The sequence below is a fragment of the Bacillus sp. FSL M8-0025 genome (assembly GCF_037975475.1).
GTDB classification, from domain to species: domain Bacteria; phylum Bacillota; class Bacilli; order Bacillales; family Bacillaceae; genus Bacillus; species Bacillus subtilis.
In genome coordinates this window covers 1,286,113-1,302,013 of record NZ_CP150258.1, presented here as the reverse complement: position 1 = coordinate 1,302,013, position 15,901 = coordinate 1,286,113, and the positions used below count along the sequence as shown (strand labels likewise).

At 45.1% G+C, this 15,901-nt stretch carries 19 protein-coding genes; all 19 read right to left on the bottom strand.

Annotated elements, in window-relative coordinates:
* Positions 1-11 precede the first annotated feature (11 nt).
* A complete protein-coding gene (locus MKX38_RS06800) occupies positions 12-671 on the bottom strand; it encodes a LysM peptidoglycan-binding domain-containing protein (protein ID WP_003232674.1) in 660 nt (219 codons plus the stop codon).
* Positions 664-4,665, bottom strand: coding sequence for a transglycosylase SLT domain-containing protein (locus MKX38_RS06795; protein ID WP_339189398.1), 4,002 nt, complete (start codon positions 4,663-4,665; stop codon positions 664-666). The genes MKX38_RS06800 and MKX38_RS06795 overlap by 8 nt, the downstream gene beginning before the upstream one ends.
* A gap of 1 nt (position 4,666) precedes the next feature.
* Positions 4,667-4,816 (bottom strand): hypothetical protein, encoded by a 150-nt coding sequence (locus tag MKX38_RS06790; protein ID WP_003239113.1) that lies wholly within the window; start codon positions 4,814-4,816, stop codon positions 4,667-4,669.
* 29 nt (positions 4,817-4,845) lie between these two features.
* Positions 4,846-5,292 carry a phage-like element PBSX protein XkdN gene (locus tag MKX38_RS06785; protein ID WP_003232676.1) on the bottom strand — a complete coding sequence of 149 codons (447 nt, stop codon included), beginning with the start codon at positions 5,290-5,292 and terminating at the stop codon, positions 4,846-4,848.
* Between the two features lie 90 nt (positions 5,293-5,382).
* Positions 5,383-5,826 carry a phage tail tube protein gene (locus tag MKX38_RS06780; RefSeq protein WP_003232677.1) on the bottom strand — a complete coding sequence of 148 codons (444 nt, stop codon included), beginning with the start codon at positions 5,824-5,826 and terminating at the stop codon, positions 5,383-5,385.
* A gap of 1 nt (position 5,827) precedes the next feature.
* Positions 5,828-7,228, bottom strand: a complete 1,401-nt coding sequence (locus tag MKX38_RS06775; protein ID WP_021479470.1) for a phage tail sheath family protein — start codon at positions 7,226-7,228, stop codon at positions 5,828-5,830.
* On the bottom strand, positions 7,225-7,443 hold the full coding sequence (locus MKX38_RS06770) for a hypothetical protein (RefSeq protein WP_003232679.1): 219 nt from the start codon (positions 7,441-7,443) through the stop codon (positions 7,225-7,227). The genes MKX38_RS06775 and MKX38_RS06770 overlap by 4 nt, the downstream gene beginning before the upstream one ends.
* 3 nt (positions 7,444-7,446) lie before the next feature.
* On the bottom strand, positions 7,447-7,887 hold the full coding sequence (locus MKX38_RS06765; RefSeq protein WP_041351211.1) for a hypothetical protein: 441 nt from the start codon (positions 7,885-7,887) through the stop codon (positions 7,447-7,449).
* 12 nt (positions 7,888-7,899) lie between these two features.
* On the bottom strand, positions 7,900-8,385 hold the full coding sequence (locus MKX38_RS06760) for an HK97 gp10 family phage protein (protein ID WP_003245226.1): 486 nt from the start codon (positions 8,383-8,385) through the stop codon (positions 7,900-7,902).
* Complete coding sequence (locus MKX38_RS06755; protein WP_041351209.1) at positions 8,382-8,738, bottom strand: YqbH/XkdH family protein; 357 nt, start codon at positions 8,736-8,738, stop codon at positions 8,382-8,384. Before MKX38_RS06755 ends, MKX38_RS06760 begins: the two co-directional genes overlap by 4 nt.
* Complete coding sequence (locus MKX38_RS06750; RefSeq protein ID WP_029317668.1) at positions 8,735-9,118, bottom strand: DUF3199 family protein; 384 nt, start codon at positions 9,116-9,118, stop codon at positions 8,735-8,737. Before MKX38_RS06750 ends, MKX38_RS06755 begins: the two co-directional genes overlap by 4 nt.
* 21 nt (positions 9,119-9,139) lie before the next feature.
* Positions 9,140-10,075: a phage major capsid protein gene (locus MKX38_RS06745; RefSeq protein WP_003232690.1), complete on the bottom strand. Its 936-nt coding sequence runs from the start codon at positions 10,073-10,075 to the stop codon at positions 9,140-9,142.
* A 25-nt stretch (positions 10,076-10,100) separates the two neighbouring features.
* Complete coding sequence (locus MKX38_RS06740; protein WP_003245836.1) at positions 10,101-10,928, bottom strand: XkdF-like putative serine protease domain-containing protein; 828 nt, start codon at positions 10,926-10,928, stop codon at positions 10,101-10,103.
* A 19-nt stretch (positions 10,929-10,947) separates the two neighbouring features.
* On the bottom strand, positions 10,948-12,435 hold the full coding sequence (locus MKX38_RS06735) for a phage portal protein (protein WP_029317667.1): 1,488 nt from the start codon (positions 12,433-12,435) through the stop codon (positions 10,948-10,950).
* Between the two features lie 3 nt (positions 12,436-12,438).
* Positions 12,439-13,740, bottom strand: coding sequence for a PBSX family phage terminase large subunit (locus MKX38_RS06730; protein ID WP_339189049.1), 1,302 nt, complete (start codon positions 13,738-13,740; stop codon positions 12,439-12,441).
* Positions 13,737-14,534, bottom strand: coding sequence for a phage terminase small subunit (gene xtmA, locus MKX38_RS06725; RefSeq protein WP_015715733.1), 798 nt, complete (start codon positions 14,532-14,534; stop codon positions 13,737-13,739). The genes MKX38_RS06730 and xtmA overlap by 4 nt, the downstream gene beginning before the upstream one ends.
* Positions 14,535-14,651: 117 nt before the next feature.
* Entirely contained in the window at positions 14,652-15,161 is a 510-nt protein-coding gene (locus tag MKX38_RS06720; protein WP_015715732.1) for a sigma-70 family RNA polymerase sigma factor, read from the bottom strand.
* Between the two features lie 115 nt (positions 15,162-15,276).
* The gene (gene xtrA, locus MKX38_RS06715; protein ID WP_003244900.1) at positions 15,277-15,483 is read right to left on the bottom strand and encodes a phage-like element PBSX protein XtrA; all 207 of its coding nucleotides are present in this window, start codon (positions 15,481-15,483) and stop codon (positions 15,277-15,279) included.
* Positions 15,480-15,830, bottom strand: coding sequence for a phage-like element PBSX protein XkdD (xkdD, locus tag MKX38_RS06710; protein WP_003245290.1), 351 nt, complete (start codon positions 15,828-15,830; stop codon positions 15,480-15,482). Before xkdD ends, xtrA begins: the two co-directional genes overlap by 4 nt.
* Positions 15,831-15,901 lie beyond the last annotated feature (71 nt).

Sequence of the window (15,901 nt, the reverse complement as noted above, 5' to 3'; positions counted from 1 at the left end):
CATCACCTGTTTCATTGCGGTATCTTTAATTTTTGGCCGGGAAAAATCCAGTGGCCCGGCTGCCTGATGTTCCGTTTGCTTCGTTTGATCATTGCTGTTTTATTGGCGTTCCAAATTTTGCGCCATTGGGTGCTGTTCCCGTAAAATCTGCCTGCAATGTCCCATAGCGTGTCTCCCTTTTTGACCGTGTACGTCTTCGGCGCAGCCTTCGACGGACGTTTTGCCTTTGTTTTTTTCTTCTGCTTGATTTTCCGCGGGGAAGCGGTTTTGTATTCTTTTAATTGAATATCAAAGGAACGATCACCTATATCCTGCTGGCCTTCGCTATAGGAAAAACCTTCAATACTGCATGTTAAATTCACTTTAGTTCCCGTAATCAAAAACTGAACCGGTTTTTTGGCCTTCATCCATTTTTCAATTTTTGTTATCGCATTTTCCGGCGACGGGAAGTTTTGATATTCTGCTATCGGACTGTATTTCTTCGGAAAAAAAGAAGAGAACGAAATTTCTTTCGCTCCCTGCTCGTCAATAAATGTAAGGTCACCGAACTTGGCTACTTTAACCGTCTCATTCTGAACTGTATTTGAAATACTCAGCTGGTCGGGAAGAACGGGGAGCCGCAGCTTGTCCTTCCCTTGTGAAATCCAAAATTCATATACGGATTTAGTCAAATGCAACGACTCCCTTCGTTCCAATATTGATATCCTTTTGCAGTTCATCTATAAGCGCCTGCTTGATCTTCGCCGCTAGGCTTTCGGCGTCTTGTCCATTATGGAAGTGCTGGTCACCGTTAAATTGAATATAAATCTCTTTTGATCCAGAAACCGCTGCAGTCGGCCGGCTAGCCGAGGTAACAGCTGAAACTTGTCCTGAAGAAAGCTCAGACTGCTGGGATTGAGACGGATCTGTCACTTCCATACCAAGAGCCTGTGCCGCTCTCTGAAGAAGGTAGCGACCGCGGATGCCCCGTTCCTCTGGGATGATCCATTCCCGCTTGTTTCCTTCACCGACACGGGCAATTTGTTCTTTCGTGATCAGCCCGCCGTTTGCATAACCGACATAAGGACCGCCACGTTTCAGGCTTTTAATGCCAGGGACATTATCAATTGAGCCGTATCTGCTTTTGATATAGCCGATCGCGGCAGCAGCGTTGTGAATCGGATTTCTAATGTTACCCATGCCCGGTGCTTTATGAGCATTAAATGTGGTCGGAACTGTCTGCATGAGTCCTTGTGATGGATTTCCCGCCTTCGCGTTGCTATCCCACAGGTTAATAGAGTTCGGGTTGCCCCCTGATTCATACTGTGCAATCGTCATTAATCCCGAGAGCCAGCTCAATGGTGTTTTTGTGGCCATCATTGCAGCCATAAGCCACTGCTTCACATTTCCACCTACTGCACCCATTCCGGAATAAGCAGCTGCCAGTGATCCAGCTTGCTTTTCAGCATATTTTTTCACATCGACAGAATCCAGACCTTTTACAACACCAACGGAGGCAAAACGCCCTAAGCTCATCATGACACGAGAAGGTGAATGGATATCTAATTCTTCACGGAAAGCCTGCTCCACTCTCTTGGCCATATCCTTTGCTGCTTGTTTTACTTCACTGGATTTAGAATTCATGCCTGTCACAAAGTTTCCAATCAAACCGGAGCCCCAGCTGTTCGATGTGTCTTTTGAACGCAGGAACGGTTTGTCAACATGTGTACTCACATACTGTGCAGTCCCTGTTTGGGTTGAATTTTGTCCTTGCGCAAAGCCTTTGACCGTTCCTGTGCCCCATGAAGACGATTTGCTCACAGTGGCTTGGAACGGCGTTTTAACTTTTGATTGCAAAAAGCCGTCTGTTCCGGTTGCAGTGCCGCTTTGGCCCTTGGCATACCCACTTACCATTTGTTTACCGTAATTTGGTGAAGCAGAAATCATTTGTGTAAATGGTGTATTGATGTTTTTCTTTTTCCAGTCTTCCATTTTGACCGGCTGATCGCTGATGCCTTTACCAAAGCCTTCTGAAAATTGCTGTCCGAGTGTGGACGCTTGGCCTGTAAGATTTGCAGTGTTCATTACTGGGGAGGCTGTGCCTGATAGAGGACTGACAGCTGCTCCTCCTGAAACAGATGCTGGACTTCCGCCAGAAGACGAAGCTGCGCCCATGTCGTCTACAACTTGCATACCCAGCTTAGACGCCGCTTGTGAAAGAAGCATCTTCCCCCGGCCTCGGTTGTTATCAACCGGGATAACGAATTCCTTGCCGGCTTCACCGATCCACGAGATGGTTGGTTTGGTGATGTAGCCGCCTGTGGCGTTCTGATCTAGTGCTTGTTGAAAAACAGTCATATTATTATTTGATGGAGATTGAGCAAAAATGTTATTAGTAGTTGGTTTGGAACTAGTTTTTTTCTCTTTCGAATCCTTTTTGATTGGTTTTTTCTTGAGGTGAGTAACTTCTTCCCCCCTGTGTATTACTTTTGCAACGAAACCACCAACTGAATCTTTTAAATCGAATAGCCATTGAAATTTCTCAGCAATTTTCTCTGATACTTTAACCAATGGATCTTTCACATGTTCATTAAACCAAGTTTCAATTCCATCCCATGCATCCTCAAAAAATTTCCTTGCATCATCGAATTTTTCTTTTATTGAAGTTTTAATATCTTCTACTTTTCTGACGATCGGGTTCCATACATTATCATAAAACCAATTCGATACTCCTGTCCAAATATTGGAAATTATTGTCCATGCATCATTGATCTTACTCCAAATCCATGTTGCCGCAGTGGTTACGGCTTCACTTACAGGATTCCACACATTGTCCATAAACCATGTTGAAACAGTAGACCATATGCCTGAAATAACCGTCCAGGCGTTGCACAATCCAGTCCATATCGTTGTAGCAACATTAGTAACTGCTCCGCTTATTGGATCCCACACGTTATCCTTAAACCACGGGTAGACAATGTTCCATACTGCCAATATGCCATCCCATGCATAGGCAAACAATCCTACTATAAAATTAATTACAGGTACAGCAACATTATATATAGGTGTAAACACATACTGGTCAAACCAAGTTGAAACTTTACTCCATGTATCTTCAATCCAAGTAATAGCCCCATTGGCAGTATCAGAAATGGAGTTCCATTTTCCACTCCACCACTCTTTGTTAAATAGTGAATTGCTTATGCTCTCCTTTAACTTAGAAGTATCAAACATCTTACCAATGTTCTTACCTGCTTCTTCGCCGCCGATTCCGCCTACTAACCCGCCGCCAATTCCGCCGATTGCCCCGCCGATTGCTGTACCTTCCGGACCAACGAAAGATCCAATCGTTGCACCAGCTTCCGCTCCGGCTGTTGCACCAGCTTCCGCTCCGGCAATACGTCCTCCAATTGAACCAACCTTTTCGCCAGCATTATCTTTATTGATTCCAGCTAAATCAAACACTGCTAAAGCAGATCCTACGTATGGAACAGCCTTTCCCATTCCTCTGAACGCTTTTCCTGGTTTGGATGAATCCTTCCCTAGCGATTTTAAGCCTCCAAGCCAGTTCTTTAACTTGGAACCCGAGGTCCTAGGTGCACTTTCAGCAGGTGTGCCGCTTTGGCGTCTTCTTATCACCTCTCCAGGAACCTTGAGTGTTCTGTTTGGAGCCTTTGTGGGACTTTTCTTTTTTCTATAGGTTTTTTTATTTTTAGTGCTCGGATTGAGGCCGCCGCCTTCACAGCAGTCACAGCAACAATTTCCTCCTGTATTACGGTTAAGGACTTTTTTATCTGTGTCAGAATTTTCACCAGAATCGTCCTTTTTTTGTGGTCCTAGAATTTTATCAATGATCTTATCAAACACATCATTTTTCAGCTTTTCTATCAATCTCTCTTTGAAACGATCCAAAAAAGCTTTGCCTATTTCATTGAGTGTATCTTTAATCCAAGGCCAAGCTGATTTTGTCCACCAATCCTTCAGCCAACCTTTTATTTTTCCGACCCATCCAGGTTTTTGATCTGAGCTTTTATCAGAGCCTTTATCTGAGGATTTGTCTGATTCTTTCTTAGAAGTTTCTTTGTTAATCGGGCTTTCTTTTTTATTGATTTTGTCTGATATTTTTGTCTTAACAACCACTTTTACATAATAGGTTTTTTCAAATTTCCTTAAAAGGGCTGTTAATCGATTAACTGTTTTGGTGATTTCATCGATGACTTTTAGTTTTACTGTATATCCGCTTTTCAAATTTTTCTTAATATAACCGATAATCCTTTTAACTGTAGAAGTAACCTTGTCATCTGGAATCAAAAGGAATGATAGCTTTTGATTAGAAAGCATCTTCTTTATTTTTTTATACGCAGCTGCTGTCCGGTCTACCAAAGAGATAGTCAGCTTCGTTTCTTTCGGCAGCCGTTTAAGTTTTCTTTCAATTGCATCAAGCTTTGAAGTGACTTGGTCATCAAGTACAACTTTAATTTCAAGCGATTTCGCGAATTTCAAAATGATATAGTCGTTTATTTTTCTCAGCCGGTAAAATGCCTGATCTTCCGCTCTGATACTGATTTTGATTTGCCGATTAATGGTTTTGACTTTTTTTTCGACCTCTTGGAATCCTTTATGTATCCGTTTTAGTTTTTTAGATACCTTGTCTTCGAGATCAAAACGGGCTGTTAATTTTGCGATATTAGTTCCCTCCTCTCCTTGATTCTTTTTCTAATAGATCTAGCTTATAACCTATCAACCCAAATAAAAGAGCTTTAAAATGTTTTGGTGCTTCATATAATTCAAGAAGTTGGGATGGCGAGTAATGAAGCTCATGCATTGCATAGTACAAATACACAGCTTCCTTATCGCCATCCTTTACTAGTTTTTTGCTTCTTCTTCTAGATCTTCAAGATCATCTTCAAAACCATTGATTTCAATTGCTTTATTCAGCCAGTTCGCATACTCTCCCCCAACAGATAATACACGTTTGGCAACTTCTACCGGATCCGCAGTTTTGTATGCTTCCCTTAAATCTTTTGAACGAAAATCAGGATAAATAGTAGATTCGATGGCAATTCTCGCATAAAAGCGCTGGGAGTCTAAATCTTTGACACGGCCGCGGCCTTTCACATTTTTAAATGTGGTGTTTTCTTTCTCTAATTCATCAATCCGTTCAGTAGTAATTGGTTTTAAAATAAACGGAATGACATTCCCTTTTTTATCAACAAAACGCTTTGAGATCGGCACTTTGATTTCCTCAGCTTCAATTGTTTTTCCCGGCATAAAAAAGGAAAGATCATATACGTTTTCGTTCTTCTCGCTCATGTAAAAAACTCCCTTGTCTATTGTTTGGTTTCATCTTTAAAAAACAGACCTTTCTGAGAAAGGTCTGCGTATGGGCTGATTCAGCTTTGATTAAAACGTGTCAGATAGCTTTTCAGGGACGTCGAAGTCTTCGAATGTAAATGGAACTTCTTCCTCTAACGCTTCTGAATCGACATCAAGGCTTGCGATTTTGGCAGAGTCAAAGTTGACGTCGTACAGCGTGACTCGCTCTGTGCCCCGGCCGGAGGATTGATCATCCAGCACAGCTTGGAGCGTGAAATAAGGGTCGCTGCCTTTTTTGACATAGTCCATCATCAATAGCACGAATTTTGATGTGACTTTGTAGAACGTTGCGGTCCCTGTTCCATTTGCCCCTGTTGTTTTATGGCCTGTCATGCGGCGGCCCATAATGTTGACTTCGGATTTGTTTTTCTCAACGTTTGCTTCAAATGTTTTGATGTGCGCCATTTCCTCACCATCGAGAAATAAGCGGCCTTCTTTTCCTGAGATTGTGTTTTGTGCTTTTAATGCCATATTAGTTTACCTCCACATTAAAGTAGAATTTTTCTGCTGCGTCGACAGGCTGTACAGCCAGGTCAATCAAGAAGCCGTCACGATCTTCATTCATTGAAATTGTGATATCTTCATCGGAATCAAAGCCAGTGATGCCGCCTGCATCCTGAAGTGTTGTCATGTATTGCGTGATCATCGTTTTTACATACTGCAGTCCGTCTTCAGATGCCGGGATATCGCTTCCGCTGCCTTTTCTTGATTTAATTAAGGCTTTCAGCTCGCGTGTTAAATCATTATTCACAGCATCCAGGACACGAACGATTTTGTTCTTCGCAAATTTCTTGTTTTTCTCAGCTGTGAACGTCACGAGTGAGTTAATGTCCTTTTCTACGCTGACGGATTTATCACGGGCGTCGAATGTGAATAAAAATTCACCTTTGCCCAGACGTTCAACAATCGTATCGTGGTCAAGTCGGTGTAACACATCAACTGCGCCTTCGTACTCTACAAATGTGAGTGATTGGTTAAAGGTTGCTCCTGCACTCGCTCCAGCTACCCAAGCTGTTGCTTTGTCGGGTGTAACTTCCGTGCCATCTTCAAGCAGCACACCCTCTGTTACGTTGATGATGCCTTCATAATCACCAGCATAATTGGCTGTGACGCCTTGCACTTTTTGTCCTTGGCCGTCGCGAAGGCGTTTAATGAAAGCAGCAAATGTCGCCTTCAACTGGTCACCTTCTGCAACAGGCAGTGCAATCACATCAAAGCTCTCCGTTTCAGCCGCGGCTAAGAAATCTGTATAGTCAGAGTTGACAGGGGCTTTATCCGTACCGCCAGATAAACGGATTCCCGCGGATGCATTCAGCGTCTCAGCTGCAGTGTCTCCTTCTGATCCAGTGAGAGGAATCGTTGAAGAAAGATCGCCTGTCCCGGTAAAAGTGACATAGCCGTTAGCTGTTAATTCTTCAGCCTTTTTGACAGTCTGTTTATCAACCTCTGATTCGTCCATATATGTTGTCACATCGAAAGAATCAGCATCCAGCACATTTTGATTGATGCGGATGATAATGTCATTACCTTTTGTTCCGCCATATACTGCAGTTGCTTTGACGCCTTCAGCAATATCAGCAGACGCTCGGACACCTTCGGTTAGACGGTACATCAATACCGTTTTCGCATTTTTCTTCGCTTCACGCAGCAGCAATAAAGACGGGTCATCAATGCTGAGGCCCACTTTTTTGTTTAGGTCTTCAACGCTGGAAATGGAGACGAACGTTTTCGCTTCGCCCCAGCTTGATGCGACCGGAAGCGCGACTGTTCCCCGTTCACTGAGTGATACCCGCTCCTGTGCCGTCGTTTTAAAGTTAAAATAAATGCCTGCACGTTCTTTTTCTTTGCCTGTTGTAAATGTTCCGCCATTCATGATGACATGACCTCCTTGGTTAGAAATGTTTGAATCAATTGGTTGGCTTCTGATTTCGTCATACGTGGTTGATCCACGCCAAATAAAGCCCCCTGAAGAATATCCGGCTTAACGCCGAACAGTTCCTTCGCGTGCTTAATCAAATCCGCTGTATCAAATAGAGCTTCCCGGCTCTTTGTATGTACAGCCTTCTTCTGTTGTTTGTCCTTTGACACCGTTTATTTCACCCCGCTGTTCATGTCGATATCCTGTAAGACAGGCTGTTCTGTTTTGTGATAATAATATCGGCTGCTCCACCTGATCACCATGGCCGCCTCGCCCCTGTCTCCTACCCTTGTCTCGATTTGGGAGATGCGAACCATATCCCCCGTCTTCTCGCCGGATTCACTCAGCAGCGGAATCATATTTCTCGCTTCTCTTATGGCATCCGCGAGCCTGTCCGCTTCATCCAGCGCCTGAACGGAGTCCAGATGAAACAGTTTTACATTGAGACTGTAGTTTTTTTTAAATGTGGAGAGCGTATCTGTTTCCTCGAAAACAGATGGTGGCGGGACATATAACGACGGCACCTGAAAGTGATCAGGAAGCTCGCGTTCATAAATGGGAACAGACCACCGGCTGTACAAAAACGCCATGATCGATCCTGTTTCACTGTTCATCCTGCTCCTCCTTTACAGCTTCTTCAGCCACTGGCGCAGTTTGCTTTCCAGCGATTTTTCAAACAGCTGTTCATATAAAAGCAGTGCATGATCCCAGTAGCCCGTGCCCGGTATCCATTTTCTCTTGAGCGCCATTCCCGTTGAAGCAGCTGGATCATAAATAAACCGTGAGCCTTGAAAACGCCCCGGCACCCATCTCACATCTTGTTTTGACGTCCAATGGCCGTCATTAAGAAATGAGGCGTAATCAAGCTGTGTCCCCACCTCAAGCGAAAGCCCGCCGCTTTGCACAATCCAGAGATTGTCCTCTGCGCCTTTCTCAAAGGAACTGAGCAGTTTTTCTGTATCAATCGTTTGTGTGCTGATGAGTTCAGATTGGACGATCTCCAGAAAATCTTGCCCGCACTCCTCAAGCCACCGGGACGCCTGTCTGGAAAAACCGCCTGAAGCCGCTTCTTTTAATGCCGTGTTCAGCTGTTTCAATCCCGCTATTTTCATAGGCTTTCATCCCTGACTGCGACGACCTCCCAATGATGATGCCTGATCCTTTTCGGCAGCTTTAATATATATTTACGATTCTCCCAAATGATTTTATCGTTCACGCGGATGTCCGCTGACAACGGAAAATGGACGAGAAAGCTATGATATACAGTTTGATCCGGCTCCTCCTGAATCAGCTGCTGCGTTTTTTCGGTAAAATAACAAGGGACATCTTGTTCATCGGGTGTATCCGGATATGAAATCACCGGCTGCAGCCTGTCTGCCGGAATCCCAAATCGGCCTGCAGACGGCGCTTGCGCTGCTTCATGATAAATGTCGCAGCGGTGAATGAGCATCTGCTTGTAGCTCATAAAGATCTCACCTTCAGTCTGGAGGATTCAGGGGCGTAGCCCGGCGTGATAAACTCCTCGAGCAAATGATATACCTCTGGCCGCTGAATCCCGCCTTCTCCGGAAACCGTGTAGGAATAATCCCCCATTTTCTCAGACTGATAGCTTGATGAGGCAGATTCATCGCTGTTGACAAGCGCAAAATACTGGGCAAGCTTTACTAAAGCCAACTTCACCTTACCGGGCAGCGGATCATACAAGCTGTTTTCAAAGCGGTGGCCCGTGATGAGAGCCGCTTCTGCTTCCGCCTCGATGATATCCTGCGCCAGCAGCTCTTCCGGCCTGTTTTTCACCCGATCATAGACCGAATAGGAGGCTACGTCAGTCGGTTTAATGAGCATGAGCTGACCACCTCGTTTCTATTATTCTTTTACGTTAATTAATTTCGCGCAGGCATCCTCTTCCTCGAACTTGCTGTCCAGCTTGGCCGTTAAGACAATAATGAATTTACGGGAGCGAATGTCTTTGTCGACCTCAATTCGGATATTGCGGGAGAAGCCGAGAATGATATTTTTCGGATGTGTGAGAATGATATCAGAAGCGTCATATTGCGCGTCTCCCTCACCGACTGTGTACGGCTGAATATTGGATACCCCTTTGACCGGTACGCCGAATGCTGTTGACAAGCCGCCCTGAACAGCCTGGTCCCCAAGGTTTGTCTGGCGGTCTGCCACGCGGTCCTTCCATTCAACTTCTAAGCCGTGAGACGTATAGAATCTGAATTCCTGAGGGATGCGCAAATATTTCGGCGGAACTGCCTTTAAGCCTTTCTTGAATGTCGCTCTGGACAATTCTTCACCGTTCATGTCAACGATATGGGAAACCGCCTGTTTGCGGATGCCGTCCAGCTGTGCCAGATACGGATCAGCTGATGCTGTATCACCGTTAACGATCAGCTCTTCAATATCAACTGCTGCGCGCTCTGCTAAAATTTGCATGATCGTCTGCTGCAGGCCGTCTTTTTCAATATTGTTTTCAAGTGTGTCATACGTAATGTTAATTTCCGCAATGACTTCCTTCGTGTTCAGCTGGACCGTGCTTGTCGTTGGAACTGTCAGCTCGTCGTTTGACAGTGCTTTTCCTTCTTGCGCAGCCCGCAGAATACGCTGGCCGAAGCCGATTTTTTCAAATTTTTGCGAATCGTTTTCCATTTGAATCACGCGGGATTCACTGAAAATGGTCGGCGTGTTTTGCACCATGCGGATAAAAGCCGATGCTTGCGCAGGGTTCATAAGCCCGCCGCTTTTTAAAGCAGAAAGCGACATTTCCGCTTTCCGAATGATCTCTTGATTTCTCAATTGATTTCCTCCTCCTTGACTGGTTTTACAGCAGTCCGCTCCAGATTGATTTTTTGACTTGCTCTGTATTGCCGCCCGTATCGTCCGCTGTCTGCTTAGACGCGCCTCGCGCTTTTTCCAAAGCCTCGATGCGTTCGATCAGCGGGGCAAGCATGTCTTCAACGAGCTTTTTCAGACGCTCGTCATCACCCGTCTGCTCCGGCTTTTCCTCCGTGTCTGTGTTTTTTTCAATCCGCTCAAGCCGTTTGAGCAGAGGGTAAAGCGCATGCTCGAATGATTCTTTCATGTCTTCTTTTCTCATTTCTTCAGTCTCCTTCCCTGTTTTGTCAGCAAGCATTTGCTTGAATACACTGAAGAATCCCGCTTTTTCAACCGGTTCTTCCTCATATACATCTGCAGTGCCCGCCATGCTGTAGCCAGTGATGATTCCAGCCTTGATCTGTTCCCACACCTCGTCTGACGCTCTTGTCACGAGCACCCATGAGCCCTTTGTAATCCGCTTTGACCCGATCATAAAATCATCGGGCGCCACATAGGACTCGACCACGACGCCGGTTCCGCCCTCAAAGCTGTGATTGATATCAATCTCCCGTGCCTCCGCGAGAAAACCGTGCGCCGCTTTTTCAATTTCCTCGGCGGTCATAAAATCGCCGTGGGCATCAGGAACATCAGGCTCATACACGATTCCGTACACGAGCTTTTGTTCATCCTGCTCACTTTTTGTAAACAGCCGAACCTTTTTTTCAAATGACGGAGGTTCGGCTGACTTCGTAAAGAAAAATTCTGTCTGGTTAGCCGCCTTGTCTACATAACTGACAAAGCTGATTTTGGCATTTCTTAATTCTCGCGCCACCTGCTTGATTCACCTCCCTTCAGGACGTTTTGATATCTTCGATGCTTTCTTTCAACTCCTGCATGAGCGCAGTCAGGTTTGTCTTTTCCGCATCCTGTCCTGCAGGCCGTTTATAAATGTCCTCCGGCCACTCCTCAAGTGTTTTTCCAAGCACCCGTCCGGCAAGGTCGCGTAAATCATTCGGCGAGACTGCTCCGGCTGTAATAAAAGGACCGAGCACCTTCGCAATCTCAAGCGGATCACGAAAGTCTGGTCCTTTTAATGTCAGCCTGACGTCATGGATATTCAGCTCCGGCAAAAGCAGCGTGTTCAGTTTATTCACGAGCGTTTTTCGCTCCGGCTGAAAAACCTGCTCCTCCGTAATTTTTCTAGCAGTATCAGCTGTCGCCCGGTTATATTCCTGGGCCTCGCCTGTATACAGCGGCGGGAGACGGAACGCGGAACGCAGCTTATTTCTGCTTTTTTCATCGTATTCAAGAAACAGGGCGTCGTTTTGGAGAATTTCCGCCAAGGATTTGATTTCCACGGAAACCGGCGTAATATCCTCGCCTCCGTGGAGATCCTTTTCTTTTGCGATTCCTTCTGCTTCGATCAGGAGAAATTTATGGGCGTTTTCCACGCCTTCAAGATCATTCATGTATTCCTGCAGTTCCCGGTAAGAAGCTTCAGACAGCATCCCGTTTTCCACTGTAATCGCAGCGGGGACGTGACGCCCCTGCTTAAAATACATAAAATTGAGCTCTTCTGCTTTTCGGGCTCCATATAAATTGACAATATTGCCGATCCAGCGGGGTACACCGTATACGCCGCTTCCGATTTTGAGGTGAATGGCTTCATTTGCTTGATACTTCTCTGCCAATGTGTTTACATATTCACCTGTACGCATATCCATTTTTCGCGGATCGCCGTATTCTTTAAAAAATACTTTCTTTCCATTAATCATCTGCACATATTTTCGGAAGCGTTTTTGCCTTTTGATCCTTTTCATTTTCCCGTTTTCTTCATATATAAATGAGACCTCAACAGGCTCGCCAGCTCCGCATACACGCATATATTTCACATCTAAATATTCGATGCCGGCAGGTTTTCCCGCCCCGTCGCGAAGCACTTCCATAAATCCGTTGCCTGTTTTTTCTCTGTCTTCGATGGCATAGCCTAAAATCATTTCAGCTGATTCATCAAAGTGAAGACATTTATAAAAGGCTTCGAGTCTGGCCCAGTCTTTTTCCGCTCTTTTCTTTTTTGCCTGATCGACATCACTTGCGTTGACATCAAATGTGTACTCAACATCGAATCCAAAGCCTGTAATATTCACTCTGTACGCATCAATGCATTGCTGAAGAATGGTCGAGTATTCGGCAATGGTTTTGAGCTCGATGATATTGTAGGGCGGAGCGATAATGTCCTCTCCGTACAGCTCAGAAAAGTCATCTTCATAGATTTGCTTTGTCTGAGGAGCGGCGGCATTGGCTTTAAATACAGTTGCTCTGACTGTTTGATTGTGCATGATTTATGACCTCCTCCTTTCTCGGTTCGGCCGGATTCGTTTGTGTGCTGTCTCTTTCATATCAGCAACCTCATAATCATCAAGCGCATACCAAATGGCAGAAAGCGTATGCGGGTCAATCGTGAATTCATCCTCAATCAGAGCTCCGTTTTTATCTTTGGCATACGTAAGTGTCTTGAGCTCATAGATGACATTTTCACAGCGGTCCGAACAGAAGATTTTTTTGAACCGTTTTACCTTTTTGGTATATTGAAGCCTGGAGCCGGGAAACTTTCTGGCTCCAACCATCCGAAAGCCCTGCTGGCGGAAATATTGAATGCTTTTCGGCTCAGCCGAGTCGGCTTTGATCAATTCCTGTGTCTCAATAAACTCACGCAGCTCCTCAGCCGTCCTGTCATCTGTCATTTTGTTTTGATAATACTCCCAATAAATGTAGAGGTATTTTTTTTCAGTATCTACAGCAAGCCGGACGACAGCATTATAGGATTCCTCGAACCCAAAATCCATGCCTGTACGAAAGATTGGCTTGCTGATGGCTGCGATACATTTTTTCACTTGATCATGCGGGAGTACCTCGAACTGCGGCAGCACCCTGATCCCATTGACGCCGAATCGGCCTTTTCGGGCAATCTGGTACAGGTCAGGATCATACTCCTTAAGTCCGTCAAGCTGTTTCACATAGCTTTCCGGGAGAAAAAGATTGTCGTTAGCGGTGGAATGATGGTAATACGTATCTCCCTTCACAATTGTCCGCTTTTCGTAAAGTTCGCTGTCATCCAGCACAAACCGTTTCTTGCGTTCATCCCGAAAAAAATGCCTGTACGTCCAATTGGAGGTGCCGACGGGATTGGTGGTACAGATCATATGAAGCTTCAGCTCAGGATGGCGAAGACGTCCGATTAACTCCTTGAACCCCTCATACTTCACCTCTGAGCACTCTTCAATCCATATTAATGAAATGTTATGAACCGATTTTAATTTTGCCGGATTGTCCATTCCTTTGAACATGATCCGGCTGCCATTGTGAAATCGCAGCTGCAGCGGGGAAGAAAGAGATGCCACGGCCTTTGTGAGACCGAGCTCTTCGATCACCTCTTGAAACAAGGCGAAGGTCGAATCCCGATGGGTATCGAACACCTCCCGGATCACAAGGGCCGTCCGTTTTTCCTTCAGCAGCTTTAGCACGATTTTCAATGCGGTATGATAGCTTTTGGATGAGCCGTAGCCGCCGACAAGAAACTGGTACGTCTGCTCCCAATTGAACACGTAATCTTCGAAATGTGGGTTGATTTCTTTTACAATCATGACTTGCGCTCTTTTCGTTTGATCATAATTTCAATCGGCTCTTGGCTGTCATCTGTTTTCTCCGCTTTTTGTTTGGCAAGCTTCAATTTCTCATTTTCTATTTTTTGCTTAAATTGATCTGGAAACAAATCAAAATATAAGGATAGCTTCTCAAGCGCCTTCATTTTATCTGCAAGCTTGATGGCAATGCCTTCTTTGCCAAGCTTTGCTTCCGTTACAATGGTGCCGTCAACGAGCCCGGAGTCTTTGACATCGACAAAGCTGATTTCCTTCATAATCGGGTTATCATCTTCATCAAACAGCGGACCTGATTTCCCGACAGCCTGAACCTCTTTTTTTCCGAAGGTCACATAGTCCGTAATATCCGCAAACGCGATCTTGATATAAACCTGCAGCACATCCATCGCTTCAATAAACATCTCATTGACCATTTCTTTTTTAATGCGTCTGATTTCAGCAGCGACCTTTTCGTTTTTTAAGAGCCGGCTGCCCGTCACATGAGCGCTGTCCGGAGAATAGCCCGCTTTGATTGCTGACTGTGTGGCATTGAAGCTTTTGACGTAATACAGGCAAAACAGCCGCTGGCGTTCATTTAATTCATCGTTGTCTATAGGGCGCTGTTTTTGTTCGTTTTTGGACGCAGAAAACAGGGCCTCTTTCCATTTGTCTTGTTTTTTCCAGATGCCGATTGTTTTCGGGGAAACACCGATTGTGTCCGCGATCGCCCGATTTGTGATCTTTCCTTGATGTTGTTGATAGATTGCTAATGCTTGTTCGCGAAGTTGTGTTTTCATGCTACGGCATCACCGCCACCTCCAGCATGGTTGTTTATTCATAAAAGCGGCTGATCATGCCAGCCGCTTATGTGTCATGCTCTATTCACTTATAGGTGGCAAACGTATGACAAGCTTTCAGGCAAGTGATCGATTCATGTCTTCCTGCTGTCTTTGCATCTTTAAACTCGCCCGTTTAATCGTCGTTTGCACTGTCGATTTTTTCACGCCGAGAAGATCGGCGATCCGTTCATAAGAAAAACATTCTACCTTATGCAGCAAAAACATTTCCTTTTCTCTGTCCGTTAACAGGGCTAATGCTTCTCGAATTCTATCTCTGTCTTCTTCTGATACCTGTCCGTCCGGCTCAAACATCATAGCGCTGGAAAATGATTCGATGATTCTCGGGTCCTTGATCATCAGCCGCTGGTAAGCATCACGCCGGTCAATCGCCCGTCTGATGCCGGGCTGCCTTCCTTTTTCAAGCCATTCTGTTACATATTCAAGATCAGTAATCATATTTCTGATGATTTTTTTATCCTTCAGCTCTTCAGCTGAGAGCACGGATTCATCTGCCTCAGCGAGCGGTTTATATTGTATTCTTGTTTGTTTGAGCGTGCGTTTATATTCAAATAGTAAGTCTTGCATTCTATGATCCTCCTCATTTTTGGCAAATAAAAAACGGACACCAATCAACGCACAAATGCTGTGCAATTGATCAGTGTCCGCAGGCTTTCCGTCTTGGACGTATTCTGTTTTCGCTTTAATTTAATTTGTAGCCGATTTCAAATTCCACACGGGCAAGATCGCCCTTTCTTGTTTCGACGAGCGTTTTTCCATGCTCCGGCGCTTCTGTGATCCATGCTTCTTGCTTGATGCCGTCCACAATAATGACACGGATTTTCCCGTCCTCCAGCTGGCTCTTAAGCGTGACGGAATCGATATGCAGCAGTTTTTTCGGATGAATCATGTTTTATTTCCTCCCCTTTTCGGTGCAGCGCTTGCTTCAGCTTTTTCTAATAGCTGAATGATACGCTCCTTTGAATGAATAGAATTCCCTTTCAGAAAATCAAGTGCTGCTTTAGACGCTTCCAGCAATTCAGGCGCAGCGGCCATCAAAGAGGCATTGCTTTTTTGCGAATAAGAGCTGAGGTCAAATACAGCGGCAATCAGCCGTCCGTTTGAATATGGGAATCTTTCTTTTTCTTCTTCACTGTAAGCTGAATAAATATAGATCGGTTTCGTATCCCCGCACGGGACAGCACGCCATGGCGCAGGGCTTTTTTCTGCCTGTTTTGTCTTTGCCAACACTTTCACTTCCCGTCGTCCTTATACCATTGTTCAATATTTTTTTCTGTTCGCTTTGCCCGAAACAGCAAAGTGATTAG

Bases quoted from the DNA above. Each gene is read 5' to 3' on its own strand.
- MKX38_RS06775 (WP_021479470.1), bottom strand. From the start codon at position 7,228: ATGAATGGCGGAACATTTACAACAGGCAAAGAAAAAGAACGTGCAGGC.
- MKX38_RS06760 (WP_003245226.1), bottom strand. From the start codon at position 8,385: ATGAAAATAGCGGGATTGAAACAGCTGAACACGGCATTAAAAGAAGCG.
- MKX38_RS06720 (WP_015715732.1), bottom strand. From the start codon at position 15,161: ATGCAAGACTTACTATTTGAATATAAACGCACGCTCAAACAAACAAGA.
- MKX38_RS06750 (WP_029317668.1), bottom strand. From the start codon at position 9,118: ATGCTCATTAAACCGACTGACGTAGCCTCCTATTCGGTCTATGATCGG.
- MKX38_RS06780 (WP_003232677.1), bottom strand. From the start codon at position 5,826: ATGGCATTAAAAGCACAAAACACAATCTCAGGAAAAGAAGGCCGCTTA.
- MKX38_RS06785 (WP_003232676.1), bottom strand. From the start codon at position 5,292: ATGAGCGAGAAGAACGAAAACGTATATGATCTTTCCTTTTTTATGCCG.
- MKX38_RS06755 (WP_041351209.1), bottom strand. From the start codon at position 8,738: ATGAGCTACAAGCAGATGCTCATTCACCGCTGCGACATTTATCATGAA.
- MKX38_RS06735 (WP_029317667.1), bottom strand. From the start codon at position 12,435: ATGCACAATCAAACAGTCAGAGCAACTGTATTTAAAGCCAATGCCGCC.
- xtmA (WP_015715733.1), bottom strand. From the start codon at position 14,534: ATGAAAACACAACTTCGCGAACAAGCATTAGCAATCTATCAACAACAT.
- MKX38_RS06730 (WP_339189049.1), bottom strand. From the start codon at position 13,740: ATGATTGTAAAAGAAATCAACCCACATTTCGAAGATTACGTGTTCAAT.
- xtrA (WP_003244900.1), bottom strand. From the start codon at position 15,483: ATGATTCATCCGAAAAAACTGCTGCATATCGATTCCGTCACGCTTAAG.
- MKX38_RS06765 (WP_041351211.1), bottom strand. From the start codon at position 7,887: ATGAACAGTGAAACAGGATCGATCATGGCGTTTTTGTACAGCCGGTGG.